Origin of the sequence: Pseudomonas mendocina (assembly GCA_037482215.1) — a bacterium.
Classification (GTDB): Bacteria; Pseudomonadota; Gammaproteobacteria; order Pseudomonadales; family Pseudomonadaceae; genus Aquipseudomonas; species Aquipseudomonas mendocina_E.
Genome location: CP148074.1, coordinates 3,310,010 through 3,334,947, shown reverse-complemented (window position 1 = coordinate 3,334,947; position 24,938 = coordinate 3,310,010). Strand labels below are relative to the sequence as shown.

General features: G+C 54.8%; 31 protein-coding genes. 13 read left to right on the top strand and 18 right to left on the bottom strand.

Going from position 1 to position 24,938, the window contains the following annotated elements; all coding sequences use genetic code 11:
• Nucleotides 1-132: 132 nt before the first annotated feature.
• Nucleotides 133-1,317 (top strand): pyridoxal phosphate-dependent aminotransferase, encoded by a 1,185-nt coding sequence (locus tag WG219_15645; GenBank protein WXL24735.1) that lies wholly within the window; start codon nucleotides 133-135, stop codon nucleotides 1,315-1,317.
• Nucleotides 1,307-2,014 (top strand): DNA/RNA nuclease SfsA, encoded by a 708-nt coding sequence (gene sfsA / locus WG219_15640; protein ID WXL24734.1) that lies wholly within the window; start codon nucleotides 1,307-1,309, stop codon nucleotides 2,012-2,014. The genes WG219_15645 and sfsA overlap by 11 nt, the downstream gene beginning before the upstream one ends.
• Here the strand turns inward: sfsA and WG219_15635 are convergent.
• Entirely contained in the window at nucleotides 1,965-3,188 is a 1,224-nt protein-coding gene (locus tag WG219_15635; GenBank protein WXL24733.1) for a glycosyltransferase family 1 protein, read from the bottom strand. The two genes, sfsA and WG219_15635, sit on opposite strands and share 50 nt — an antisense overlap.
• 39 nt (nucleotides 3,189-3,227) lie before the next feature.
• Complete coding sequence (cysZ, locus tag WG219_15630) at nucleotides 3,228-3,983, bottom strand: sulfate transporter CysZ (protein WXL24732.1); 756 nt, start codon at nucleotides 3,981-3,983, stop codon at nucleotides 3,228-3,230.
• Nucleotides 3,984-4,250: 267 nt separating this feature from the next.
• On the opposite strand from cysZ, the gene trxB reads away from it, so the two are divergent.
• On the top strand, nucleotides 4,251-5,198 hold the full coding sequence (trxB, locus tag WG219_15625; protein ID WXL24731.1) for a thioredoxin-disulfide reductase: 948 nt from the start codon (nucleotides 4,251-4,253) through the stop codon (nucleotides 5,196-5,198).
• Nucleotides 5,199-5,287: 89 nt separating this feature from the next.
• Here trxB and WG219_15620 read toward each other — a convergent pair whose 3' ends face one another.
• From WG219_15620 to WG219_15595, 6 genes are all read right to left on the bottom strand, one after another.
• Nucleotides 5,288-5,632, bottom strand: a complete 345-nt coding sequence (locus tag WG219_15620) for a HopJ type III effector protein (protein WXL24730.1) — start codon at nucleotides 5,630-5,632, stop codon at nucleotides 5,288-5,290.
• Entirely contained in the window at nucleotides 5,629-5,922 is a 294-nt protein-coding gene (locus WG219_15615; protein WXL24729.1) for a DUF1244 domain-containing protein, read from the bottom strand. Before WG219_15615 ends, WG219_15620 begins: the two co-directional genes overlap by 4 nt.
• Nucleotides 5,923-6,073: 151 nt before the next feature.
• Entirely contained in the window at nucleotides 6,074-6,445 is a 372-nt protein-coding gene (gene folX, locus WG219_15610) for a dihydroneopterin triphosphate 2'-epimerase (protein WXL24728.1), read from the bottom strand.
• A complete protein-coding gene (folE, locus tag WG219_15605) occupies nucleotides 6,445-7,005 on the bottom strand; it encodes a GTP cyclohydrolase I FolE (protein WXL24727.1) in 561 nt (186 codons plus the stop codon). The genes folX and folE overlap by 1 nt, the downstream gene beginning before the upstream one ends.
• A 20-nt stretch (nucleotides 7,006-7,025) precedes the next feature.
• Nucleotides 7,026-7,736, bottom strand: coding sequence for a dihydromonapterin reductase (gene folM / locus WG219_15600; GenBank protein WXL24726.1), 711 nt, complete (start codon nucleotides 7,734-7,736; stop codon nucleotides 7,026-7,028).
• A gap of 139 nt (nucleotides 7,737-7,875) precedes the next feature.
• The gene (locus WG219_15595) at nucleotides 7,876-8,499 is read right to left on the bottom strand and encodes a hypothetical protein (protein WXL24725.1); all 624 of its coding nucleotides are present in this window, start codon (nucleotides 8,497-8,499) and stop codon (nucleotides 7,876-7,878) included.
• 252 nt (nucleotides 8,500-8,751) lie between these two features.
• Here WG219_15595 and WG219_15590 point away from each other — a divergent pair, with 252 nt between their 5' ends.
• The 5 genes from WG219_15590 to WG219_15570 all read left to right on the top strand — a co-directional run bounded on the left by WG219_15590 (nucleotide 8,752) and on the right by WG219_15570 (nucleotide 12,590).
• Nucleotides 8,752-9,204, top strand: coding sequence for a flavodoxin (locus WG219_15590; GenBank protein WXL24724.1), 453 nt, complete (start codon nucleotides 8,752-8,754; stop codon nucleotides 9,202-9,204).
• Between the two features lie 165 nt (nucleotides 9,205-9,369).
• Complete coding sequence (locus WG219_15585; GenBank protein WXL24723.1) at nucleotides 9,370-10,152, top strand: class II aldolase/adducin family protein; 783 nt, start codon at nucleotides 9,370-9,372, stop codon at nucleotides 10,150-10,152.
• Nucleotides 10,149-11,039, top strand: coding sequence for an alpha/beta hydrolase (locus WG219_15580; protein WXL24722.1), 891 nt, complete (start codon nucleotides 10,149-10,151; stop codon nucleotides 11,037-11,039). The genes WG219_15585 and WG219_15580 overlap by 4 nt, the downstream gene beginning before the upstream one ends.
• On the top strand, nucleotides 11,036-11,566 hold the full coding sequence (locus WG219_15575; protein WXL24721.1) for a DUF1569 domain-containing protein: 531 nt from the start codon (nucleotides 11,036-11,038) through the stop codon (nucleotides 11,564-11,566). Before WG219_15580 ends, WG219_15575 begins: the two co-directional genes overlap by 4 nt.
• A gap of 115 nt (nucleotides 11,567-11,681) precedes the next feature.
• On the top strand, nucleotides 11,682-12,590 hold the full coding sequence (locus tag WG219_15570) for an SDR family oxidoreductase (protein WXL24720.1): 909 nt from the start codon (nucleotides 11,682-11,684) through the stop codon (nucleotides 12,588-12,590).
• Between the two features lie 181 nt (nucleotides 12,591-12,771).
• On the opposite strand, the gene WG219_15565 is transcribed toward WG219_15570, so the two are convergent.
• Together WG219_15565 and WG219_15560 are read right to left on the bottom strand one after the other, a co-directional pair.
• Nucleotides 12,772-14,307 (bottom strand): sigma-54-dependent transcriptional regulator, encoded by a 1,536-nt coding sequence (locus WG219_15565; GenBank protein ID WXL24719.1) that lies wholly within the window; start codon nucleotides 14,305-14,307, stop codon nucleotides 12,772-12,774.
• A gap of 62 nt (nucleotides 14,308-14,369) precedes the next feature.
• Nucleotides 14,370-14,651, bottom strand: coding sequence for an I78 family peptidase inhibitor (locus WG219_15560; protein WXL24718.1), 282 nt, complete (start codon nucleotides 14,649-14,651; stop codon nucleotides 14,370-14,372).
• Between the two features lie 182 nt (nucleotides 14,652-14,833).
• On the opposite strand from WG219_15560, the gene WG219_15555 reads away from it, so the two are divergent.
• From WG219_15555 to WG219_15540, 4 genes are all read left to right on the top strand, one after another.
• Nucleotides 14,834-15,757 (top strand): ABC transporter ATP-binding protein, encoded by a 924-nt coding sequence (locus tag WG219_15555; protein WXL24717.1) that lies wholly within the window; start codon nucleotides 14,834-14,836, stop codon nucleotides 15,755-15,757.
• Between the two features lie 34 nt (nucleotides 15,758-15,791).
• Nucleotides 15,792-16,553 carry an ABC transporter permease gene (locus WG219_15550; GenBank protein ID WXL24716.1) on the top strand — a complete coding sequence of 254 codons (762 nt, stop codon included), beginning with the start codon at nucleotides 15,792-15,794 and terminating at the stop codon, nucleotides 16,551-16,553.
• Between the two features lie 254 nt (nucleotides 16,554-16,807).
• Entirely contained in the window at nucleotides 16,808-17,185 is a 378-nt protein-coding gene (locus tag WG219_15545; protein WXL24715.1) for an HPF/RaiA family ribosome-associated protein, read from the top strand.
• A 205-nt stretch (nucleotides 17,186-17,390) separates the two neighbouring features.
• Entirely contained in the window at nucleotides 17,391-18,224 is an 834-nt protein-coding gene (locus tag WG219_15540) for a CAP domain-containing protein (protein WXL28019.1), read from the top strand.
• Between the two features lie 13 nt (nucleotides 18,225-18,237).
• On the opposite strand, the gene WG219_15535 is transcribed toward WG219_15540, so the two are convergent.
• From WG219_15535 to WG219_15515, 5 genes are all read right to left on the bottom strand, one after another.
• Nucleotides 18,238-18,828, bottom strand: coding sequence for an NAD(P)H-dependent oxidoreductase (locus tag WG219_15535; protein ID WXL24714.1), 591 nt, complete (start codon nucleotides 18,826-18,828; stop codon nucleotides 18,238-18,240).
• Nucleotides 18,829-19,025: 197 nt separating this feature from the next.
• Nucleotides 19,026-19,469: a DUF2846 domain-containing protein gene (locus WG219_15530; GenBank protein ID WXL24713.1), complete on the bottom strand. Its 444-nt coding sequence runs from the start codon at nucleotides 19,467-19,469 to the stop codon at nucleotides 19,026-19,028.
• A 160-nt stretch (nucleotides 19,470-19,629) separates the two neighbouring features.
• A complete protein-coding gene (eco, locus tag WG219_15525; protein ID WXL24712.1) occupies nucleotides 19,630-20,106 on the bottom strand; it encodes a serine protease inhibitor ecotin in 477 nt (158 codons plus the stop codon).
• A gap of 188 nt (nucleotides 20,107-20,294) precedes the next feature.
• Complete coding sequence (locus WG219_15520) at nucleotides 20,295-21,011, bottom strand: sulfite exporter TauE/SafE family protein (GenBank protein ID WXL24711.1); 717 nt, start codon at nucleotides 21,009-21,011, stop codon at nucleotides 20,295-20,297.
• A gap of 194 nt (nucleotides 21,012-21,205) precedes the next feature.
• Entirely contained in the window at nucleotides 21,206-21,649 is a 444-nt protein-coding gene (locus WG219_15515) for a helix-turn-helix domain-containing protein (GenBank protein ID WXL24710.1), read from the bottom strand.
• A 74-nt stretch (nucleotides 21,650-21,723) separates the two neighbouring features.
• Here WG219_15515 and WG219_15510 point away from each other — a divergent pair, with 74 nt between their 5' ends.
• Nucleotides 21,724-22,218 carry a DUF2938 domain-containing protein gene (locus WG219_15510; GenBank protein WXL24709.1) on the top strand — a complete coding sequence of 165 codons (495 nt, stop codon included), beginning with the start codon at nucleotides 21,724-21,726 and terminating at the stop codon, nucleotides 22,216-22,218.
• Between the two features lie 25 nt (nucleotides 22,219-22,243).
• Here the strand turns inward: WG219_15510 and WG219_15505 are convergent, their stop codons facing one another.
• The 3 genes from WG219_15505 to WG219_15495 all read right to left on the bottom strand — a co-directional run bounded on the left by WG219_15505 (nucleotide 22,244) and on the right by WG219_15495 (nucleotide 24,910).
• A complete protein-coding gene (locus WG219_15505; GenBank protein ID WXL24708.1) occupies nucleotides 22,244-22,648 on the bottom strand; it encodes an NUDIX domain-containing protein in 405 nt (134 codons plus the stop codon).
• A gap of 615 nt (nucleotides 22,649-23,263) precedes the next feature.
• The gene (locus WG219_15500; GenBank protein WXL24707.1) at nucleotides 23,264-23,794 is read right to left on the bottom strand and encodes a transposase; all 531 of its coding nucleotides are present in this window, start codon (nucleotides 23,792-23,794) and stop codon (nucleotides 23,264-23,266) included.
• Nucleotides 23,795-24,076: 282 nt separating this feature from the next.
• On the bottom strand, nucleotides 24,077-24,910 hold the full coding sequence (locus tag WG219_15495) for a hypothetical protein (GenBank protein WXL24706.1): 834 nt from the start codon (nucleotides 24,908-24,910) through the stop codon (nucleotides 24,077-24,079).
• Nucleotides 24,911-24,938: the final 28 nt, after the last annotated feature.

The window sequence follows — 24,938 nt, the reverse complement described above, 5'->3', positions numbered from 1 at the left end:
GGCCCTGCGCCTGCAAGCGGGCGAACTTACCAGAACAATATGTCCGGCGCTACTCCCTGTTGTCGATGGCGCTGACGTTTACTGCGGGCCATGGTTTAGAATCGCTCTATTTCAACCCGCTCAGGCAATCCCATGGCTTTCTCTTTCAGTGCACGTAGTCGCGCCATCGAACCCTTCCATGTGATGGCGCTGTTGGCGCGCGCCAATCAGCTCCAGGCCGATGGCCATGACGTCATCCACTTGGAGATTGGTGAGCCTGACTTCACCACCGCCGCGCCAATTGTGGCTGCCGGGCAGGCTGCATTAGCCGCCGGGCATACCAGCTATACAGCTGCCCGAGGGCTGCCCGCTCTGCGTGAAGCCATCGCAGGCTTCTATGAGCAGCGTTACCAACTGACGATAGATCCTCAGCGAATTTTGATTACGCCCGGTGGCTCAGGCGCGCTACTACTGGCTTCCAGCCTGTTGGTTGATCCCGGCAAGCACTGGCTGTTGGCTGACCCAGGCTACCCCTGCAACCGCCATTTTCTGCGTTTGGTGGAAGGCGCCGCGCAACTGGTGCCGGTGGGACCAGAGGTGCGCTATCAGCTAACCCCTGAGCTGGTTGAGCGTTACTGGGATGCACACAGTGTGGGTGCGTTGGTGGCATCACCAGCCAACCCGACGGGCACGGTGCTCAGTCGGGATGAATTGGCGGGCTTGTCCAAGGCCCTGAAAGAGCGGGGCGGGCACTTGGTGGTGGACGAGATTTATCACGGCCTGACCTACGGTCTGGATGCCGCCAGTGTGCTGGAAGTGGACGATGATGCTTTCGTTTTAAATAGTTTCTCTAAATATTTCGGCATGACCGGCTGGCGTCTGGGCTGGCTGGTGGCACCGCCGGAAGCGGTGCCTGAGTTGGAGAAGCTGGCGCAGAACCTGTACATCAGTGCGCCTTCTATGGCCCAGCATGCTGCCCTGGCCTGTTTCCAGCCTGAGACTCTGGCGATTCTTGAAGAGCGCCGTGTGGCGTTTGCCCAGCGCCGTGACTATTTGCTGCCTGCGCTGCGTGAACTGGGTTTTAAAATTGCCGTGGAGCCGGAAGGAGCCTTCTATTTATATGCAGACATCAGCGCCTTTGGCGGCGATGCTTATGCGTTCTGTCAGCACTTCCTTGAAACCGAGCATGTGGCCTTTACGCCGGGGCTCGATTTCGGCCGCTATCTGGCTACCCAACACGTACGCTTTGCTTACACCCAGGACTTGCCGCGCCTTGAGCAAGCGGTAGAGCGTATCGCCCGTGGTTTGAAAACCTGGCAGGCCAGTCATGCGCTTTGAGCCCACGCTTGAGCAGGGCCGTTTGCTGCGCCGTTATAAGCGTTTTCTAGCGGATATTGAGACGGCCAGTGGCGAGCAGCTGACCATCCATTGCCCCAATACTGGCTCCATGCTCAATTGCATGGCAGACGGGGCTCGGGTCTGGTTCAGCCGTAGCAATGACCCAAAGCGTAAGTTACCGGGCACTTGGGAGTTGGGCGAAACGCCCCATGGGCGCCTGGCTGTGATCAATACCGGGCGCGCCAATGCGCTGGTCGAAGAGGCCTTACGTGCGGGCATCATTACTGAGCTGAACGGTTTTACCGGGCTTAAGCGCGAGGTGCCGTATGGGCAGGAGCGCAGCCGTATTGATTTTCGTCTGGAGTACCCGCAAGGCCCGGCTTACGTTGAGGTGAAAAGCGTTACGCTGGGCTTTGCCGACAGCCGTGTCGCTGCCTTCCCCGATGCCCGTACCGAGCGTGGCAGTAAACACTTGCGTGAATTGGCCGCGTTGGCCCGTGAAGGCACGCGAGCCGTGCAGCTTTACTGCGTCAATCTGACGGAGATTGATGCGGTCCGTGCAGCGCAAGAGATCGACCCAGCCTACGCCGCCGCCTTGCTTGAAGCTAAGGCTGCGGGCGTAGAGGTGCTTGCTTATGGCGCTGAGATCAGTGCGGATGTGGTGCGCCTGGTGCGTCGTCTGGATGTAATGATCTAGGTGCGTTCAGCGTTTCCGGGAGTGGGGCTGCGCTAGGCTCAATAGCGCTGTGCAGGAAATGCTCAAACAACTCGATAATCGCTGACCAGCCTTGTTGTGATGCATGCGCGCGCGCGTTCAGCCGCACCCGGCGCAAGGTTTCAGGGCTATCAAGCAGCCAGTTAGCGGCATAGATAAAATCATCTTCATCGTCCGGAGCGGCCAATACGCCGTTATGGCCGTGGCGAATATGCAGGGAGGCTGCCGCCAGGTCATAGGACACAACGCCAAGGCCTGATGCCAGCGCTTCCAGCACCACGTTGCCAAAGGTTTCAGAAAGGCTGGGGAACAGGAAGAGGTCACCGCTGGCGTAATGGGCAGCCAGGGCCTCACCACGCTGTATGCCGCAGAAGATGGCATCGGGTAACTGTTCCTCCAGGCTTTTGCGCTGAGGACCATCGCCCACCAGAATCAGTTTCATCGTCTGCTCTGGATGGGCCGTTTGCATGGCGTGAAACGTTTTGCCGAGTAGCAACAGGTTTTTCTCAGGTGCCAGGCGTCCCACATGGATGACGGCGATATCCTCTTCCTTCAATCCCCATTGGGCCCGCAGCTGAAGGCTACGTTTACTTGGGTGGAACAGCTGGCTGTCTACGCCGCGGCTAAGCAGGGCAAGGTTGTCATAGCCCTTGCGTTGCAGCTCAATCTGCTGGCTGATGCTGGGCACTAACGTTATCTGCGAGCGGTTGTGAAACCAGCGCAGGTACTGGCTCAGCAGCTTGGTAATCAGGCCTGCCCGATAGTGCTCGGTGTATTGTTGGAAGTTGGTGTGAAAGCCTGTGACCACAGGAATTTTCAAGCGCAGTGCGGAGCGCAGCGCCGACAACCCCAGTGGGCCTTCTGTGGCGATATAGAGCACGTCAGGTCGCTGCATTTTCCAGCTACGCAGCAGTTTATGCATGGATGACTGTCCCCACTGCAAACCCGGATAGCCGGGCAGGGGCCAGCCACGAATGAGGAGTGTTGAGTCATCCATCCGGCCTTGGTCAGAACCTTGACGAGGGCGGATTACCTGAACGCGGTGGCCTTTCGCACGTAAACCCTCCACCAGGCGACCAAGGGTGTTCGCCACACCGTTGACCTCTGGTGGAAAGGTTTCGCTGATGAGGGCAATACGAAGAGAAGATATGTTCATGGCAGCAGTGTCGGCTGCTGCCGTTTAGCTAGTGTGACGTTATTGCGGCGATGCTGTGACAGCGACCTGCGAGCGCTCACGCACCCAGAACACGGTGGCGCCGGCCACTGCGGCAGGCATCATCAAAATATTCAGGCCCGGGATCATCAGAGCCAGGTACGTCATGCCGCCGAAGCTCATGCTCTGCCAGCGGTTGGCGCGCAACCAGGCGAGCATGTCCTGCCAGCTCATTTTGTTGTTGTCCGCGGGGTAGTCGATGTATTGGATGGCCATCATCCAAACGCCGAAGATGATCCACAGCGGTGCAGCGATCAGGTTGACGACCGGGATAAAGGTCAGGATCAGCAGTGGGATTGCGCGCGGCAGAAAGTACGCAAGTTTGCGCATTTCGCGGCCCATTGTGCGCGGAACCATGGCCACCAGTTCGCCCCAGCTGAAGGGGGGGAAGTCATCCTTACCCCGAACAACGACCTCCACTTTTTCTGACAGAAAGCCGTTAAAAGGCGCGGCAATCAGTGTGGCAAGCAGGGTAAAGGTGAAAAACACCATCACCATGACCAGCACCACGAATAATGGCCACAGCACGTACTCAAGAAAAGACAGCCAAGTGGGCAGGGACGGGATGAAAGCATCAACCCAACCGCTGAACTGTTGAACGGCAAGCACGATCAGGCCGGTGAAGACGATCAGGTTGATCAATACCGGCAAGATCACGAATAAGCGCAGGCCAGGACTGAGAACCAGCTTTAAGCCTTCGCTCAGATATTGCGGGCCGGACAGTACAGGTGCAGGCATTAGAACAGTCTCCATGAAGTTACGGCGCGACCTTACCGGCTTTACAGGGTGGGTTAAAGCCTCTGAAACGGTCGTTAACGATTTAAAAAGTTGTCTGATAGGTCAGGACTATGTGAGGCATTAAGAATCGAAATTTCCTACCCACCTGCCAGAAGCATAATCTGCCGCCAGGTTTCCACCACCCCTTCCGGGGCCTTCATGCTCCTGCCACCCCTCTGGCTTATATGAAGGCTCCTTTTTATTTCCGCTGGTTGCTTAGAGGTTTGCATGGCTGCGTTACGTCATTCCCGTTTGATCATTTTGGGTTCCGGCCCGGCGGGCTACAGTGCAGCTGTTTACGCGGCCCGTGCCAATCTAAAACCATTGCTGATCACAGGCTTGCAAGCGGGCGGTCAGCTCACTACTACGACCGAAGTCGACAACTGGCCAGGTGATGTTGAAGGGCTGACAGGCCCAGCTCTGATGCAGCGCATGCAGGCTCATGCTGAGCGTTTCGATACTCATATCGTTTACGATCATGTCAATGCGGTTGATCTTGAGAGCAAGCCTTTCCGGCTGATTGGTGATAATGGTGTCTACACCTGTGATGCGCTGATTGTGGCTACCGGCGCCAGTGCCCGTTATTTGGGACTGCCCAGTGAAGAAAAGTTCATGGGCAAAGGTGTTTCTGCGTGTGCAACGTGTGACGGATTCTTCTATCGCAACCGTGAGGTGGTTGTGGTGGGCGGTGGTAACACGGCCGTTGAAGAGGCACTTTATCTGTCCAATATCGCCAGCCGCGTGACGCTGGTGCATCGGCGCAACAGCTTCCGTGCCGAGAAGATTTTGCAGAATAAGCTCCAGGCCCGCGTGGCTGAAGGCAAGATTGCACTTAAGCTAAACGCCGTAGTAGATGCGGTGCTGGGGGACGACATGGGCGTCACCGGTGTGCGCCTGTTGCATAACAACGGCATCCAGGAGGCATTAATCACCGATGGCGTGTTTGTGGCGATCGGGCATACGCCTAATACCAGTCTGTTTGAAGGCCAGTTAGTGCTTCGCGATGGCTATGTCGTGGTGAATGCAGGTCGTGATGGTAATGCCACAGCCACCAGTGTCCCTGGTGTGTTTGCTGCTGGCGACGTGGCTGATCATATCTATCGTCAGGCCATTACCTCGGCAGCATCGGGCTGTATGGCGGCATTGGATGCTGAGCGTTACCTCGACAGCCTGTGATGTCATGCCTTTAAAACAAACGCCCCGCAGATGACGGGGCGTTTGTTTGTGTGCGTGTCAGCAAAAGCCGTCGCACAGATGTATTTAGCTTAGGCTGCCTTGCGGCTTAGCGGCTGCTGGCTCAGCTTGACGCCAGCCAGGCCGTTGCTGATCAGGGCGCGAATGTTGGCGTGGTCCGACCCTTCAGGCGTTGCCAGCACGCTGCGGTAATGTTCGCCGAAGCACAACAGGGTTTCCTCCAAGTTGAAACCTTCCAGCAGGGCTAAGCCCAGCGTTTTGCACGAGCCTTCGTTTTGCCCGGCAGCATTTTCTACGTTGCCGTTAGTAAACGCGCTGGGTTGGTAATCGTAATGTTCGGCAATAAAAGCTAGGGTTTCTGCAAACTCAAACTGCTCGTTGTGCAGTTTGCTGCGGAAATCGTTAAGTGCGGTCATGCTTTACTTCCTTTATCGAAGGCAGCCTTTTGTTCGGCAGTGGCTTCTTTTTGGTATTTGGCTTTCCACTCGGCATAGGGCATGCCGTAGATTTCTTCGCGGGCCTCGTCTGGGGTGATGTTGACACCCAAGTCATCCGCGGCACTCTTGAACCATTTGGACAAGCAGTTCCGGCAGAAGCCGGCTAGATTCATCAGATCGATGTTCTGTACGTCAGTGCGCGAGCGCAGGTGTTGAACCAGGCTGCGAAAGGCGGCGGCTTCAAGTTCCAGGCGTTCTTGCTCGGTCATGTTGATGCTCTCTTTGGCTGGCTGGGAGTGTTGGCGGCGATGATAGGAGCTTGCCTGTTCAGCTGGCAACGCCTCTAGCTCAGCTATTGGATGTGGAAGAAGGCACTGTGACGTGACCCACGGCCTGCAAACCTACAGACCGTGGTGGCTGTCAGCGCTGTGCTGCAAGGGTGATCGAAACAGACTCGGCAAAGCGCAGTGCGTGGGGTTTATCTACCTCCACCTCGGCGTAGTGCACAGCCTGATTAGACATGACTAAATCCAGAATTTCCTGGGTTAAACGCTCAAGCAGAGCGAAGCGATTGCCTTCAACGTGTTGAATGATCGCTTTTGTGATGGTGCGGTAATTCAAAGCATGGTCGATGTCGTTATCGCGCACAGCTTCTGCGGCCGGGTAGAGGATGGTCAGGTTGATCAATATGTCCTGCTTGTTATTGATCTCTTCTTCCTTGATGCCGATGAAGGTGCGCAGGCACAGATCCTTGACGCGAATACGCGCCATACCGGGTTGCAGTTGCGGCATTACTTGCTCCGTCCTATCAATTGCAGAAATTCATGGCGGGTGTTGCTGGAGTCGCGGAAGGCCCCAAGCATCACTGAAGAGGTCATCACCGAGTTCTGTTTCTCCACACCGCGCATCATCATGCACATGTGCTTGGCCTCTACGACGACAGCGACACCGGCAGCCTGCGTCACTTCTTGGATGGCATCGGCAATCTGCTTGGTCAGGTTCTCCTGAATTTGCAGGCGGCGGGCGAACATGTCGACGATACGGGCAACTTTTGACAGTCCCAGTACTTTGCCAGTCGGAATGTAAGCAACATGGGCCTTACCGATAAAAGGCAGCATATGGTGTTCGCACAGTGAGTACAGCTCGATGTCCCGCACTATGACCATCTCATCATTATCGGATTCGAACAGCGCGCCATTGACCACTTCTTCAAGGCTTTTGCTGTAGCCATTGCACAGGTACTGCATGGCTTTTGCCGCACGTTTTGGCGTGTCCAGCAGGCCTTCGCGCTGTGGGTCTTCCCCCACACCCAAAAGGATTTCGCGGTAATGATCGGGCAGTTGTGAAGTCATCAAAAAATCCTCGGGCCGGCTTATTTAAGGTGGCGGCCGCCGTTTACGGTCAGAGTAGTGCCGGTGACGTAAGGGTTATCCAGTAGGTAGCGTAGGCTCTGGTAAATCACCTGGGGGCCAGGTTCGATGCCCATCAGTGATTTGCTCAGGGCTTTTTCACGGTAGGCGTCGTCATCGTCGGCGTTGAACATGATCAGTGCCGGGGCAATGCCATTCACCTTGATGGCAGGGGCATAGCGGGCGGCAAATGAGAGGGTCAGGCTATCCATGCCTGCTTTGCTGGCGCAGTACGCCGGGCGGTTGGCGCTGCCTTTACGCACGACGTCGTCGCTGATGTGAACAATGTCTGCGGGGCTGCTGCGTTCGAGCAACGCCTGGCAATGCAGGTTGATCAAGTAGGGCGCGAGCATATGCACATTGAACAGCTGGGTGAAGGCCTGGCCTTCGTTACCCGCACTTTCGGTCATCCAGTCCGAAGCGTTGTGCACAATGGCACGCAGGCTCTCAGTGTGGCTTTTGAGCTGTTCGATAAGCCTCAGGATGCCTGCTTCGGTAGAGAAGTCAGCCTTAAGAGCCGTTACACCGCGTTCCCTGAGGGCTGAAATGCTGTCGCGCTCGGTGCGGTACGTAACAATCAGCTTGAAACCGTCATCCAGCAGACGCTCTGCGCAGTACAGGCCAATACGCTGGCTGGTGCCGGTGATCAGAATGGGGGCTTTGCTGGAACTCATGTGCGACTCTGGCAAGCAATGGGATGCCAGCCTGAAGCTGGCTGAGCCTGATTAAGTGTATACCAGCACGCAGTAATGAGGCGCGCTTGTCTGGGCAAGGCAAGCGTTTGTTTGAAGTAGTGGTGTGTTACGGGGGATTTCAGCGATGAGGCTGTTTGCCAGGCGCTTTGGTCTTAAGGTGTTGCTGATAGATAAACTGGCGCAAGTGCTCGTCGCTAAGTGGGTCGCAGGCGTGCATCCAGTAGGCAGCAAAACCTTCATCGGTAGTACGCACGAGTTCACCTGCTACGGCGATCGGCGGGTAACCCTCGACTTCAATATATTGCTGGAAGCGCTTGGGTGCCGGGCGAGTTGTGATGCATTCCACCAGCGCACTGTTCATGGACAACTCATGGATCAGCAAGCCTGTGGTTGAATGGTCTTTTTTGCGCAGAGGTAATGGGGTATTCAGCTTGCTCCGCCAAGGGCGTTGGATATCGCCCTGGTCGTAAATCTGGGGGGCACCGAGCTGCAGGCTTGGCTGATTTTGCTCGTCCTGATGGATATGCAAGTCAAATGTCAGATGCTGATTGGCCAAGTGTGCGTGCAGGGTTAGTTTTTCTTCTGCTGCGTAGCGAGCGAATAGCTCAGTCAGTTGTTCGCCAATCTCAACCAATTGCAAACGTTCAGACGCAACTTCACCGGCTTCCCCTTCAGGGGCGCGGTTGAGTTGGCGTATGAAAGCCAATTCTGCTTTGGTTAGAAGTGACTGCTGGGAAGACATGACCTTGCTCATTTAGTACGGGTTTTCAAAATGTCAGACAGGATAATCAGTGTTTAGTTACTGCCATTCGTCGCGAGTTGAATGATAATTTCGTCGAACTTCTGACATGTAGCACACATCTAGTACATGTGTGCTTTTTGAGTGGCTTTCATGCCTCTTGAGTCGGTTCAATCATATTTATCTGATAACGTCATTTTTCCCGTACGGCATAATGCGTGTCTGTAGGAAATTTCCCCTCTGCTGGAGAGTTTGATGAAAGTCGCACTATTTTCCGGGTCTGTTTATGGCACAGCTGAAGAAGTGGCCCGACACGCTGAGCGCTTGTTGAAAGAGGCTGGCTTCGAAACGCGCTATGACCCACGTGCAACCCTGGAGGATATTCAAGCTTTTGCTCCTGAGGCGCTGTTGGCTGTTACCTCAACGACAGGTATGGGTGATCTGCCGGATAATCTGCAGCCGCTGTTCTATGCGATTCGTGATCAGTTTCCGGCTTGGGGCGGCTTGCCTGGAGCAGTGATTGCTTTGGGCGACTCCAGCTATGGCGATACGTTCTGTGGCGGTGGCGAGCAGGTGCGTGAGTTGTTCGCTGAACTGGGGCTGCGTGAGGCGCTGCCCATGCTGCGCCTAGATGCCAGTGAAACCGTTACCCCTGAAGTGGATGCGGAGCCTTGGTTGGCGGACCTGATCAAGACCTTGAAGGCATAATCCCGACTGTTGATAAGCGGCTCGTGCAGGTTGAGGGCGATCTGGTAGATTCGCACTCAACTTGACCCGAAATGTCAGCAGGCTGGCCGCCAGAGCAACTAACAGCTTCGCGAACTGTGTTTAGACTCCTTAGCACCAATAAAAACGAAAGCTGAGGTCACCGTAATGTCTGTAGCTCAAGCAGTATCTGTTGAAAGCGTTAAAGACCAGGTTTCCGCTGCCGAGTGGCAGACTCGTGTCGATCTGGCTGCCTGTTATCGTTTGATTGCCCTCTATGGTTGGGATGATCTGATCTTCACCCATATCTCGGCGAAAGTGCCGGGCACCGAAGATTTCTTGATCAATCCATACGGCCTGATGTTTCACGAGATAACAGCCTCTAGTTTGGTGAAGGTTGACCTCACGGGCCAAAAACTGATGCCCAGCCCGTACGACATCAACCCTGCGGGATACACCATCCACAGCGCCGTTCACGAAGTGCGCCACGATGTAGGTTGCGTACTGCATATCCATACGCCGGCTGGTATAGCTGTTTCTGCTCAGAAACAGGGGTTGCTGCCACTCTCTCAGCAGTCGCTATTTGTGCTTTCAAGCCTCGCGTATCACGGCTATGAAGGCGTTGCACTGCATCACGAGGAGAAAGCGCGCCTGCAAGCGGATCTGGGTGACAAGAATTTTATGATTCTGCCTAATCATGGTCTGCTGACCGCATTTGGCACGATTGCTGATGCATTTTTAGGCATGTTCACCCTGCAGCGTGCATGCGAGATCCAGATCATGGCGCAAAGTGGGGGCGGCGAGTTAATCCATATACCTCAACAGATTCTCAGTGGCGCCAGTGCGATGCTCGCCGGGGTTTTGAAATCTTCACAGGGGCTGGGGGGCGCATTGCCTTGGCCAGCTTTGTTACGCAAGCTCGATCAACAGATGCCAGGGTACGACGCGTGACTGCGCTGCCGGGTATTGCACTGGATGAATGGCGAAGCCAGGGACTGAGCTTCACGTTTGGCAAGCATGTCATTCGCTACTGGGTAGCAGGGGCGGAAGATGCTGAGCCCTTGCTGCTGATCCATGGTTTTCCGACTGCGAGTTGGGACTGGCATTACCTGTGGGCTCCGCTGGCGGCTCGTTATCGGGTAATTGCCTGTGACATGCTCGGTTTTGGCGACTCAGACAAGCCGCGCCCTCACCGGTATAGCCTGATGGAGCAGGCTGATATTCAGCAGGCACTGCTTAAGCATTTGCGCATCAGTGGGCCGGTTCATGTGCTGGCTCATGATTATGGTGACAGTGTTGCGCAGGAATTATTAGCGCGACATCTGGAGGGACTTTCTAAGCTGGCGAGCTGTGTGTTTCTCAATGGCGGCCTATTTCCAGAAACCCATTATCCGGTGCTCGCACAAAGGCTTTTACTGAGCCCGCTAGGTGTGGTGTTCAGTCGGTTGTTCACCCGGGAAAAAATGGCCAGTAACTTTGCCGCAGTGTTTGGTCCGAAGACCCAACCGACTGAGTCTGAGCTGGACGACTTCTGGAGTTTGATCGCCACGAATGATGGCGCGGGTGTCATGTACCGTTTGATTCATTACATCCCGGAGCGAAGACTGCGCCGTCATCGCTGGGTGCATGCCATGCAAAATACTGAGGTGCCGATGCGGGTTATTGATGGCGCGGTCGACCCGATTTCCGGCGCTCACATGGTTGAACGCTACCGCCAGCTGATTCCGGATGCCGATACTGTTTTGCTTTCCGACATTGGGCATTACCCGCAGGTTGAAGCGCCGGATCAAGTGTTGGAGCACTACCTGCAATTCCGACAGCAACTGGAGCAGGCATGAACAGACGGCAACTGCTGAAGTGGAGTGTGTTAAGCGGTGTTGCAGTGGCAGGGACAGGCTATTGGGCGTTACCCAGTGGTCCTCGGCCTGCCACTTTGAGCCTTGAGGGGGCGCAAAGCCTGTTGCGGGAGCTGGAAACGAAACAGCTGGTGAGCGTCAAGGGGTGGAGCCCGATGGAGGTGTTCAACCACTGTGCGCAAAGTATCGAATATTCCATCAGCGGCTATCCGCAAATGAAACCGGAATGGTTTCGCAAGACGATAGGGCCTCTGGCCTTTGATGTATTTGCTGCCCGTGGCGCTATGCGTCACCCGCTTGATGAGGTGATTCCGGGCGCTGCGGCGTTGGATACGCCAGATTCAGAAGCAGCAGCCCTAAAGCGCTTACAGAAAGCTTTCGCTGATTTTGCGGCTCACACCGGTGAGCTCAAACCGCATTTCGCCTACGGGCAACTGAGCCGAGCGGAATACGCCCAAGCACACGTCATGCATTTGTATAACCACCTGAGCTTATTGCGTCCTGCCTGAGCGGTAATATCCTGCTGCTTTATTGGGTGCTATTCAGGCTGGTTCGTTTTGGTTGTGACTATAAATAGCTTGTCGGACACTTTCAGGGATCGATCACTATTCAGAGGAGTGGCACATGGGTGATGTCGTTGGCTTTAAGGATCAGGTTGTCATCGTCACCGGCGCAGGTGGTGGTCTGGGACGCGCCCACGCGCTGTTGTTCGCAAAACATGGGGCTAAGGTTGTGGTCAACGACCTCGGCGGTAGCACCCACGGCGAAGGCGCCAATGCCTCTGCGGCTGACAAGGTCGTCGAAGAGATTCGAGCAGCAGGCGGCACGGCGGTGGCTAACCACGACTCAGTGACCGAGGGCGAGAAGATCGTTCAATGCGCTCTGGAAAACTTTGGCCGCATTGACGTGGTGGTTAACAACGCCGGGATTTTGCGCGACAAGACCTTCCACAAGATGGAGGATGCTGACTGGGATCTGGTCTACAAGGTGCACGTTGAGGGCGCCTATAAAGTCACCCGGGCTGCCTGGCCGCACATGCGAGAGCAGGGCTATGGTCGGGTCATCTTCACTGCATCTACGTCTGGCATTTACGGCAACTTTGGTCAGTCTAACTACGGCATGGCCAAGCTGGGGCTGTATGGTCTGACCCGTACGCTGGCGCTTGAGGGGCGCAAAAATAATATTCTGGTCAACGCCATTGCTCCGACTGGCGGAACCCGCATGACTGAAGGCTTGATCCCGCCGCAAGTATTTGAGCAGCTCAAGCCGGAGCTGGTCAGCCCGCTGGTGGTTTACCTAGCCAGCAGCGCTTGTGAAGAAACAGCGGGCCTCTTCGAGGTGGGTGGTGGCTGGATGGGTAAAGTGCGCTGGGAGCGCAGCCTTGGCGTTGGCTTTGACCCGCGTGAAGGTTTTAGCCCTGAGGATGTCGCGGCCAACTTCAGCAAAATCTGTGATTTCGAAGGCGCCGCGCACCCTAAAGACAACATTGAAGCCATGAAGGAAATGATGGCGAACTTGCAGAAGTTTGCTTAAGTCTGACCCACACTAAGGCACAGATTCTCAGGATTTAAGCGTGCCCCCGTAGGGCGGAACCGCGAAGCGTTTCCGCCGTTGAGATGGTGGTTGCGCCAGCGGAACCCGGATTACGCCTGCGGCTAAGCCAGGCTACGGCGGAGTCTCTCTGGATTAAAACGTACACCGAAGAAACTGCAGGCTAGGTCTTGGGAATTCCGTATTTGCGCAGGCGTGTGGCGATGGCGCTGTGGGATGTTTTCAAGCGGGCGGCAAGTTGCCGGGTAGAGGGGTGATCTGGGTAGAGCTTTTCCAGCAGGTTACGCTCGAACTCAGACACCGCTTCATCCAGGCTATTGATCTCACTACTGGCTTGCTCGGCGGCTACTGACGTGCCTGCAATGTCCAGATCATCAATCTGCACCAGATTACTCTCGCAAATTGCAGCGGCGCGGAAGATCACGTTTTGCAATTGCCGCACATTGCCCGGCCAGCGGTTGTTAAGGAGTGCTGGATAGGTTTCGGGCGTCAGCCGGCACGGGAGGCGCTGAATTTGCGCGCAGGCTTGCTGCATAAAGTGCCGGGCTAGCAGCAGAATGTCCTGTCCGCGCTCGCGCAGCGGCGGTACTTCCAGCTTGAGCACATTGAGGCGGTAGAACAGGTCTTCGCGGAATGTGCCCTCGTTGACCATCGCCTCAAGGTCGCGGTGGGTAGCGCTAAGAATACGTACGTTTACCTTCACTTCACGCTCACCGCCAACGCGACGGAAGCTGCCATCGCTGAGAAAGCGCAGCAGCTTGGCTTGCAGATAGGGCGACATCTCACCGATTTCGTCGAGAAACACCGTGCCTTGGTGTGCCAGTTCCAGCAGGCCGGGCTTGCCACCGCGTTGTGCGCCCGTAAATGCACCGGGGGCATAGCCGAACAGTTCGCTTTCAGCGAGGTTTTCCGGCAGTGCGGCGCAGTTCAGGGCCAAAAACGGCGCCGTACTGCGCGAGCTGCTGGCGTGACAGGCTCGGGCTACGAGCTCTTTGCCGGTGCCGGTTTCACCCTGAATCAACAGAGGGGCATCCAGCGTCGCAATACGATGGGCGCGGGCCTTGAGGTTTCGAATGGCGGTTGAATCCCCTAGCAGTGCATCAAAGCCTTCGGCATGGTCGTGGTGCAAGGCGGCCAGACGCTCACCGATCCGGTTGGGAGCATACAGGCTAAGCAAACCGCCTGTTAGGCGGCGTGTGCCGATATCAATGCTTTCTGTAATGGGCTGCGCATCCAGCAGCAAGGCTTGGCCCTTTACCGTGATCTCGCGCATTGGCAGACGAAAGTCTTGGCTGAGCAGCTCTTTTTGCAGCGGCTCATCTGCAAACAGCTCCCCAATGCTCAGGCCGTCGGGCTGGCAGCCACACAGTTCAATCAGGGCTGGGTTCGCCAGTAATATCCGGCCTTGACTGTCCACTGCCAGTACCGGGTCGGTCATGGCGGCAAGCAGGGCGTCCAACTGCAGGTGCCGACGTTGGCCGGGGAGGATATCGACAATGGTGACCGCTTGAACGCCTTGCACGTTGAACAGGGCTTCACGCAACTCATCCAGCACTTCGCTGCTTAGCGTTGGGGCGTCGATGTAAACGTTCGGCGGAACCATTTCCACCGCATCCAGATTGAGATTGCGTCCACCCAGCAGTGCCAGAACTTCCTGGGTGATGCCGACGCGATCGATAAAGGTGACGTGAATGCGCATGGATAAAAAGACTTGAGAAAGACGCTGTCAGTATGCCCGCTCAGGACGCCAGCGTCAGTGGCTTAGCCGCACGACAGGCGGACGATGACTTCATTTTCGTCGATGTCGATGTTCAGGCGCTGCGGGTTGAAGTCCCGCGTGGAGCGGTCACCGGGAGCCAGAACACGAACGGTGCTAGCGTTGGCGTCTTGCTGAAGCTCATCAACGAGATTGCCGTCGATTTGCTTGCCGCGCATTTTTTGCAGGTGCTCAACATTGCACTGAGTCGAGTCGGTAGGCGCTGAGCTGCAGCCCGCCAGCAGTGCAAGCAGCGTAAGGCCGGTAAGCGTCGGGCGAAGCACCATATGATCGGTTCCTTTGTCATGGCGTGGTTGCTCAGCCTAGCAGTGCAGTCCACTTGTACTCAATGACTGTCGTATTTGAGTACTCAAACGGTGAATCAGGTAACCGTTGGCACTGTTTGGATATCGTCGAGCTGCCTGACGCCCTAAACTGTGCAATTTTTTACGGTTAAGGTGGTCGTCCTGTGTCGGCAGTGATCTCTATTCAGCAACTCAACAAGACCTATGCCAGCGGTCATCCGGCTTTGCAGGGCATTGATCTGGAAATCCGCAAAGGCGAGATTTTTGCCCTGTTGGGGCCCAATGGTGCTGGCAAAACAACGCTGATCAGCATCATTTGCGGCATCGTCAACCCCGGTGGCGGACGCGTGTTGGTGGGCGGTAAAGACATTGTTAAAGACTACCGCGCAGCCCGTCAGCAAATCGGCCTGGTGCCGCAGGAGTTGGTCAACGAGGTGTTCGAAACCGTCTGGGCGACGGTGAAGTTCAGCCGAGGGTTGTTCGGTAAAAAGCCCGATCCGGCCTATCTAGAGCGGTTACTGCGTGACCTTTCCCTGTGGGAAAAACGCGATGCGAAAATCTTCGAATTGTCCGGTGGTATGCGCCGCCGGGTGATGATCGCCAAGGCGCTGTCCCATGAGCCGGAAATCCTGTTTCTGGATGAGCCTACAGCCGGTGTAGACGTGGAGCTGCGCCGCGATATGTGGAACATGGTGCGGACCCTGCGTGAACGCGGTGTGACCATCATCCTGACCACCCATTACATCGAAGAAGCCGAGGAGATGGCCGACCGTATCGGCGTGATCCGCAAAGGCCAGATCATTCTGGTGGAAGACAAGCACACCTTGATGCAGAAGCTCGGCAAGAAGCAACTGACGCTGCACCTGCAACAGCCCCTGAGAAGCATCCCCAGCGGCTTGTCCCACTATCCCCTGGAGTTGGCTGACGACGGCCACAGCCTGGTGTTTACCTTTGATGCCCAAAGCGAGCAGACCGGGATTGCCGAACTGCTAAAGGAGCTCGCACAGCACGGCATCGACTTTAAAGATTTGCACTCCAGCCAAAGCTCGCTGGAAGAGATTTTCGTGTCGCTGGTTTCCGAACGCTAAGCGCAGCCGTAACGATTTTAAGGACGTACAGACTATGAATTTTTACGCCATCAAGGCGATTTACCTGTTCGAGCTGGCCCGTACCTGGCGCACTCTGTTGCAGAGCATTGCCACGCCGGTGATCAGCACTTCGTTGTATTTCGTGGTGTTCGGCTCGGCCATCGGCAGCAGCATGAATCAAGTGCAGGGTGTGAGCTACGGAGCGTTTATCGTACCGGGGCTGATCATGCTGGCGCTGCTGACGGAGAGCATTTCTAACGCCTCGTTCGGCATCTACATGCCCAAGTATTCGGGCAGCATTTACGAGATTCTTTCTGCCCCTATTTCCTATCTGGAAATCCTGATTGGTTATGTCGGTGCGGCTGCGACTAAATCTGTGATTCTGGGCACGATAATCCTGATTACTGCCCGTATGTTCGTCGATTTTGAAATTCAGCACCCCGTGTGGATGGTGTCGTTTTTAGTGCTGACAGCGCTCACGTTCAGCCTGTTTGGTTTCATCATCGGGGTGTGGGCAGATGGTTGGGAGAAGCTGCAAATTGTGCCGGCACTGATCGTCACACCGCTGACGTTTCTCGGTGGTGCGTTTTACTCCATCAGCATGCTGCCGGAGACCTGGCAGACGGTAACGATGTTCAACCCTGTTGTGTACCTGATCAGCGCTTTTCGTTGGAGTTTCTTCGGCGTTTCCGATGTGAATGTGGGCTTGAGTCTGGCCATGATTGGCGGATTTTTGCTGCTGTGCATTTTGGCCGTGGGCTGGATCTTCAAGACGGGCTACCGCCTGAAAAGCTGATCTGCAGGGCTCTTTCTGGTGGTATATCTGCCATTTGATGCGCTGATAATGCCGAAATGAATTGTTTGAATTATCAGCGCATTAGCTCAGAGGCACAGGGCATCAGGGTTTCAGCCCTTTGTTTTTTTGCGGATGCAGGTTCCATGGCCTAGATCAATATTTTAGGGCTTGCCTCAGGGGGGGCTGATTGGCGTAGGCTGAAGCCGTCGCCCTGAGAAGCGGCGCAATTCGCAAGGTTGAAGAAGGAAAGCGTCATGCAAATCCAAGTTCATAGCGATCACAACATTGCTGGCAGTTCACGTCTGGTTGATTGGGTAAGTGCAAGTGTAGCCAGCCGCCTTGAGCGTTTTGATGAAGAACTCACCCGCATTGTCGTCCACCTGCACGACGACAATGGCTCGAAAGCTGGCGCCCACGATAAGCGCTGCCAGATCGAGGCCCGGCCAAAAGGCCTGCAGCCTGTCTCAGTCACCCATAAAGCTGAATCACTGGAGCACGCGATTGACGGTTCGATCGAGAAGCTGCACAGCGCCCTTGATCACCAATTCGGCAAAATGCGCAGCAAACGCGTTGCCTCCCAGCAGGCTGCTAAAGCAGCCGGAGTAGCCGATCTGGTTCTGGAAGAGGAATGATTAAAGGCTACTGAGCCAACTCCTCTATAAACCACTGGCTGCTGAGGCCAGCCAGTGAAACAGCCAAGCGCCCCCGCCTAAAACGGGGGCGCAGTCGTTTCAGGGGCTGGTTTCCTACGCTGAGCTGAGCCAAGATCGTCAACCTCACCAGACTCCTGTGTGGGTACTAACAGATTGAGGAACAAGCATGGCAACCGGTTTTTCCATGAAGGCGTTTCTGGCCTTGTCCCTGACCTTGCTAAGTGGCTTGGCGCAGGCCTCTGAGGAGACTCAGCTTATCGGCCTGATCAACCACTACCGCAGCCAGCCCCAGGCTTGTGATGGCGGCGTCTCACAGGAGTTGCCAGCGCTGAATGCTGATAGCCGTCTGGTGCTACCGGCGATAGGCGCAGTGGACTTGCAGGAGTCGATGGCGCGTAAAGGTTATCCGATGGTTAATGTGCAATCGGTCACGCTGTCTGGCCCACGGGATGCCGCCTCAGCACTGAAGGTGCTGAAGGAAAGTTTCTGTAAGGTTTTCCTTGATCCGCAATACGTTGACATTGGTGTCAGCCGTTTTGACCGTGAATGGCGCATTCTGGTGGCTCGCCCGCTGTTGGCCAGTCGCTTAGGTGAATGGCATGCTGAAGGGCAAAAGTTGCTGGAAGCCATCAACAAGGCCCGTGGCACTGCACGCCAGTGTGGCAGTGCAGAAATGCTGCCTGCTGCTGGTCCTTTGAGTTGGAATGAAACCCTGGCCAGCACAGCAGAGGCCCACAGCCGTTATATGGCCAATCACAATGTCTTCAGCCACATCGACGCTGACGGCCGTACACCGGGTGACCGCGTGGAGATTGCTGGTTACAGCGGCCAGGGTGTGGGGGAAAACATCGCTGCCGGGCAGGATACTGCGGCCAAGGTAGTGGACGGCTGGCTAAGCAGCCCTGGCCATTGCACCACCCTGATGCGGGCGCAGTACAAAGACTTTGGCGCTGCCTACGCCAGCGATCCCAAGAGTGACGCGGGCATCTACTGGACCGCCGTATTCGGCGCGCCGTGATGCCCGCTATGCCTTACTGAGCGATACCGAACACGTCACGCAGGTGCTGCTGATAGCGCAGCACGTCGTTTTCAATGTTCGGCACCTTCATCACATCGTTACAGATAAAGGTGGGCAGGGCTTGCATGCCAAGGAAGGCATTGGCCTTGTGGAACGGGAAGTAAACGGCGTCGACACCTTTGCCCTCAAAGAAATCGGTTGGGTCTTCAAAGGCCTGCACCGGGGCATTCCAGGTCACTGACAGCATGTAGCGTTTGTCATGTACCAGACCGCCGCTGCCGTATTTTTGCGAAGCATCGGAGCGGGTACGTCCATCGCTGGCATACAGGCTGCCGTGGCCTTCGGTGAACACTTCATCCATGTACTTCTTTACGGTCCAAGGTGCGCCCATCCACCAGCTGGGCATCTGCCAGACGATCACGTCGGCCCAGAGCATTTTTTCGACCTCTTCCTTCACATCGTAACCACCGTCAATAAAGGTGGTTTTGACCTCAAAACCAGCTTCTAGCAACAGCGCTTCAGCAGCGTTGTGCAGGGTAGTGTTGTATTGGCCTTGGGAATGGGCGAACGCTTTGCCGCCATCGAGCAACAGAATCTTTTTCATGGGTATCCAAATAAATCGTACGGCGCATGGCCGGTTACAGAAGGCTGCTGCGTATGCAAAAGCCTGAGCCATGGGCTGGCTCGATTGATGTTCAGGCTCAGTAGATGTGGGGTGCTGGAGAGAACTTCAAGGGGAGGGTGGTTCGTCCCTGAGAAACAGAGACGAACGGAGGGTACAAGCGTAATAACGACTGCGCGTCAGCGGGCCAGTTTGGACTCCATAACGCCTTTTTGCCCCTCGCTTTCCGATACCTCTTCTAGCTTGGCTCCCCCAACGAATACGCCGACTTTGATGGATTGGCGAACGTAATGATTCTTTCCTGCCTGGGCATCCAGAATCAGGTTGTTATTGCCGAACTCTGACTCAGTTGAGAGCGTGTGCTGACCGGGAGTGATGAGACGGTAAAAATAGGTTTTAGTCGCAGTTTCGCCAATCAATTGGTCATCAATGTAGAGACTCTTTTTGAGGGCAGGACCAAGAGACGAGTCACGGAATATGTAAAGCCCGGCTTGATTGTTAGCGGGGGACGGGAACGCTTTCAGCTGTTGATCTTTATCAGCCGACTCCATCGGCACCGAGGCGCAGCCAGCTAAAAAGAGAAAGGCGAGGGATGCAGCGGAGAGTTTCAGAGTGTTTAACATGGATACTCGTTCCTGAGTCGTTATGGCTTAGGCGGTGACATCAATGTGCCGCCGATCGGAACTGTATCTGCACTTATGTGTGTTGGAAACTGAAAATTGATGGCCTAACGCTATTAAGTACGCCTGTGCTCATCGAGCGGGCAGGCGTACTCAGAGTGGTTTATTGCTGCTTAGCAACGGTCGCTTCCGGGGTGGCTGACCACACCCGATAACGCACCTCAACATCGGCAGGGGTGTACACAACAATTGGCAGCTTGCTGTTGTAACGAACCAACTTAGCTTCGCCGCCTGCCGGGACAAATGCTTTCTTTGGCTCATTGTTTGGGCAGCCCATCATTGTGCTGATGCCGGGGCCGACATCACTCAATTCGTAATAGCTGTAACCCCAGCCTTCGGCTGTCTTGTCTTGCCACTGGCCGCCCAGACGGTGAATGTTGCAATCCACCTCCATGGTTTTACCCGCTAGCAGTTCAACCTTGTGGTCGTTCTCGTTATCCAGCTTTGGCAGGTCGATCACATGGCGCGTGTACCCTTCTGTCGGCGCTGGGTAAGGCTTGAGTGCCTCAGGCGTGGCCGCGCAGGCCATCAGCGGCAGGGTGCAGATCAGGGAGGCGAAGACTTTATTGAATTCGTACATAAAAATCCGTTTCCTGGGCTATCACGTAATAGCCGTTACAGAAGCCCGAAGGCGCTAGGTTTTACTGACCCATCTAAATAGGTCAAGTTCCCGCTTGTCGCAAGTTGGATTGTCGGCCCACATATAAGGGAACTCTTCGATGGAGAGCTACACAAGGGCCGACCGGACGTGTGCATGAGGTTGATCGCTCAATGCAACGCCATGTAAGCCCCCAGTGCAATCAGGCCGATAAAGAACAGGCGGCGAAAAGTCGTTTCGCTGATATACCGGCGCAGGTGCTGGCCGACTGACATGCCCGCTAGTGCGGCCAGTAATGCGATGAGGCACTGGCTGTAATCAATTTGCGCTAGTTGATTGTCCTGCCCGAGCTGAAGGGCAAGCCCCACAGTAGAGGCTGTAAACGCCAGGCCCAGTGCCTGGATCAGGTCATCTTTTGGCAACCTCAGGGCTTGCAGGTACGGCACCGCCGGGATAACGAAAATGCCGGTCGCAGCACTGATACAGCCCGTGATGTAGCCCAGAGTGGGGGATAGCCACCGCTCATGGCGGCCTGGATTTGGTGTGCTTTTGGCCAGTAAGCCCCATACGCCATACATAATCAGCACCACTCCCAGCGCTATTTGCGTTAACCCTGAACCAGCGCTGAGGGTTGGCAGCGGGCTAAACAACGTGCCGAGGATGATTCCGGCGAGCAGAGTCCACAAGCGCCGGATCAGCCCGAAAAAGTCAGGGCCAATCAGTAGCTGCCAGGCATTGGTGACCAGTGACGGAATAATCAGCAGGCTGGCCGCTGCGCCGGGTGGCATCACCAGACTCAGCAGGCCCATGGAAATAGTCGGCAGGCCCAGGGCAATCACACCCTTGATCACACCAGCCAACAGGAACACCAAAATAATTGCAGTCATCAATCGCTGTGCCCGGTTGAGGGGTTATACAGCGCACAGGAGGGAATGGCACTTAGCCTGATCGCCCGTCCATGAGCGGCTTCAGGCAGTTTGGTGATGGGGCTTGGGGTTGTCCAGCGTGTGCTGATCAGCAGCACCTTGAGGCGTGCAGATCAATTTTTTCCCAACCACCAGCAGAGCACGCTCGCACCCAATCAATGGTTTGTGGGCATCTTTTGCTGGGGGCGGGTGGCGGTCTTGCGCTTGGCTTTTTTGCTGGCGACAGACATTAAACGCTGGAATTTAGGACAACTCAGGTGATTGTCCTCCGAGCATTGGGCTGCGTGCTTTAAGCCATCGCGTATTGCGCTTAGTTGGCGGATGCGGTTGTCCAGTTCATCTGCCTGTTGGAGCAGGCGATCACGGTCAATGCTTGGCGTGCGGCTGTTGCCGAGCATTAAAGCAATGTCTTCGAGTGAGAAACCTGCGTTACGCCCCAACGCAATGAGGGCGAGGCGTTGAAGGACTGAATCATCAAAAACGCGTTTAAGGCCGTTTCTACCAATGGAACGGATTAATCCTTTCTCTTCGTAATAGCGCAGGGTTGAGGCCGGTTGGCCAGACCAGCGCGCAACCTGGCTGATATCCATCTCACTCATCACTTGACCTCAAGTTGGCTTGAAGTAGCAGGCTTGTATCACCGCTATTGCCGGAAGAATAGGTAGAGGATGCTATGAAAGTCGAGTTGCTGCTTCAGGTACTTGTGCTGGGTGTGGGGGCCACATGGTTTATGGATATGTGGGCGCTGCTGCGTTGGCGACTCTTTAACGTGCCGTCCTTGGATTACGCCCTTGTCGGACGATGGATCGGGCATATGCCCCGTGGTGTTTTCTATCACCCGAACATAGGCAAAGCTGCGGCTATTAACGGTGAGAAATGGATGGGATGGGTATTTCACTACCTCACCGGCGTGGCTTTTGCGGGGCTATTTGTTGTGCTGACCAGTCCGCAGTGGCTGGCTCGGCCAACCCTGGTACCGGCCCTGCTGTTTGGTGGCTTTACCGTGCTGATTCCCTGGTTGGTGATGCAGCCAGCCTTCGGCTTAGGCCTCGCTGCATCGAACCTGCCCAAACCATGGCAGGCCAGATCAAGAAGCCTTGTGACGCATTTGGTGTTTGGTTTGGGGCTCTATCTGGTGGCCGTTTTCGTTGCCGCCGCCTGGACGTGAACAAGCTGCTTGTTCGGTAGAGGCGTTACTGATGCACAGGCCAAATTAACGGCAGCACATGCTCCCGCAGCAACGGTGCGAGGGTGTCCGGGCGCGGTTCGTCCGCTGCCAGCCAGCGCAGCTCCTCCAGCTCGGCAGCCGGGCTGACAGGGTGGGGCAGATGAGCTTTATAGATACAGGCATCAATCCAGGTATCCGCCTCGTTGGCGGCTGGTGCCTGGAATCGGCCTAGGTGACTCAGGGCTTCTGCAGGTAGGCGTAGATTCAGCTCTTCTTCAAGTTCGCGCTGTAAGGCGGTGACCGCATCTTCATCGGGTTCGGCTTTGCCGCCGGGGAGCATAAAGGCGCGGGTGTTGCGTTTGCGTACCAGCAGAAGCCGACCGTTATCGTCGAACAGGCAGGCGGCGGAGATGGTGAGGGTGGTGGGCATAGAGGCTGTGTTGGATTGGTAAAACGGGGTGGGGATTTTAAACCTGTGGAAGTGGCTGGGGCGCTTTATCTAGCCCGAGGTTGTGCGAAATCATCAAAGTCAGCTTGGACTCACCTTATGTGGCGCTGTGTCCGATCATGTAGGAACACATAATTGTAAGCACAGTAAAAATTGATGTAACTCGACCTGATTTTGTTTAGTCAAACAAATTAGCCCAGTGGTGGCACGTGTAATCAAGGAAGGTTTTTAAGTGATGAAGTTAAGGATGGCAGTCGTCGCAATTTTGTTGAGTTGGTGTTCTGGTTGTGGAACTGCTGGAGCCGCGATAATGAATGGGCCGTTCTGTCCATATCAAGGAACTCATCTTGACTTACATATGATGACTGACTGGCAGTCTATCAAGATGACTGGTGGCCTGATTATTCCTCTGGCCATCATTGATTTACCGTTCAGCTTTGTTATCGACACGGCTTCATATATCAGTGAGTCATCCAGGATGGACTCTGATAAATGCCCCCGGAAATTTTGATCGTTGACTGAGAGTAGGGTGGATGACGCCTTATTCATCCACCAACGCTGGCCACGGCAACGGTTAAATCACGTGGTGTGCGCAGATCATTCGCCGTAGCCTTCGGTTCTAGGTGAAGGTTCGGTGTGCCAGTTGGCGGGGTAGATACCCATTTTTACAGCGCGGTGAAAGGTCGAGTAGGGCCAGTCGGCCAGATGGTGTACGTGGCCGTGTTTGAGCGGGTTGTAGTGGATGTAATCGAAGTGACGTTGGTAATCCTGATCGTTACGGATCAGGTGTTCCCAATATCGGCGTTGCCAGATGCCGCGTTCGTTGCGGCGGTATTGGTTTATGGTTCGGTGTTCGATAGCGGGCAGGCGTTTAGCGAAAGCGAATTTTATGGATTTCCAGCGCTTGGCAAAGTCGGCATCGCCCGGTGGCAGCGTCCACATGCAGTGCATGTGATCGGGCAACACAACCCATGCATCAATATAAAAGGAATGTCGTTCCCGCGTAACGCGCACAGCCCAACGCAGTAAATCAATTTCCCGAATCAGCAGATCGTCCGAGCGATTGCGTAAGTTGACGGTAAAAAAGTAAGTCGCCCCAGCAATACGGGCGCGGCGGTAGTTGGGCATTGCGAATGATCCACGGCAACAGAAAACCGGGACGTTGATGGGGCGGGGCGGTGGTATCCATCAGGTGATTCACAAAAATGCGATTTTGCGGAAAGCGTCCCGCAAATTATTCAAATCCCAAACGTTCCCGAGCAGGTACACAGTAAGTGAGTTAATTGCGTACCCGTAGGGTGGATGACGATTTTTTCATCCACCAAAATTGCATGTGCGACGCAAGTTATGTGGTGGGATTGCGTGCGTAATGGTGGATAAGCCTTCGGCCTTATCCACCCTACTTGCTTTCTAAGGTTTATGTTCTGAATTTTCTATCAGGTAGTTAATAAATGCTGAGCAAGTTACCAGCATGAATTTGGCGTCAGATTTTGTTAGCGTGGGCTCATCGAGTAGCGCGTGCCTTATGCCGCTTGCATCATTCGTATAGCCATAAAGTGATGATAGAGATGCTTTAAAGGCGGGGTGAAGATTTTTGGATTCTTCAAGTTTTTTCAATGCTTGGCCAAGTGTTGCCTTAGAGTCGTTGGTCAATATTTTTACTAGGCACTCAACGGCTGATATTGACTCCTTAATCGAGTTTCGAAAGTCGGGGTTGTTTCGACTGTTAAGAAGGCCTAGTGCTGTAGTTAGGTGATGATTAACGGCGGAGTACTTGGATTTTGATGCAGTTTCTACTGACTCTATTTCTTCTGGAGATGTGATTTGAGTGATTTCTTCGCACACAAAACGATATGCAGAGTTTTCTCTCTCTAGAAATGCATTGCATATTTCTATGAGGTCTTTTTTGACTCCAGTTGGGCCTGCTTTCGAAATGTACTCTATGAAATCGTAAACTTCATACCACTCACAATCAAAAAAGTACTTTCTTAATACGCTTAGGGTGTCATCCCAGTCGTACGGGATTTGATCAGTAGGAAGCTTGAAGTAATGGATCCATAGCATTTTTACTAGATTTATCAGGTTGCAATCTCCAGTTACTCTGCGTGAGTACTGAAATTTTGCTCTTTCAAAATATGTTGCGACTAAGGCGTTCCATAGACTGTTTCTAAGATCCGTATCTATAGATTCATACTGTGCAAGTTTTTCACTGGATTTTATTCCCTTGCGCTGAGAAAAGAGCATGTTATTACCTCAAGTCATAGTGCATTAG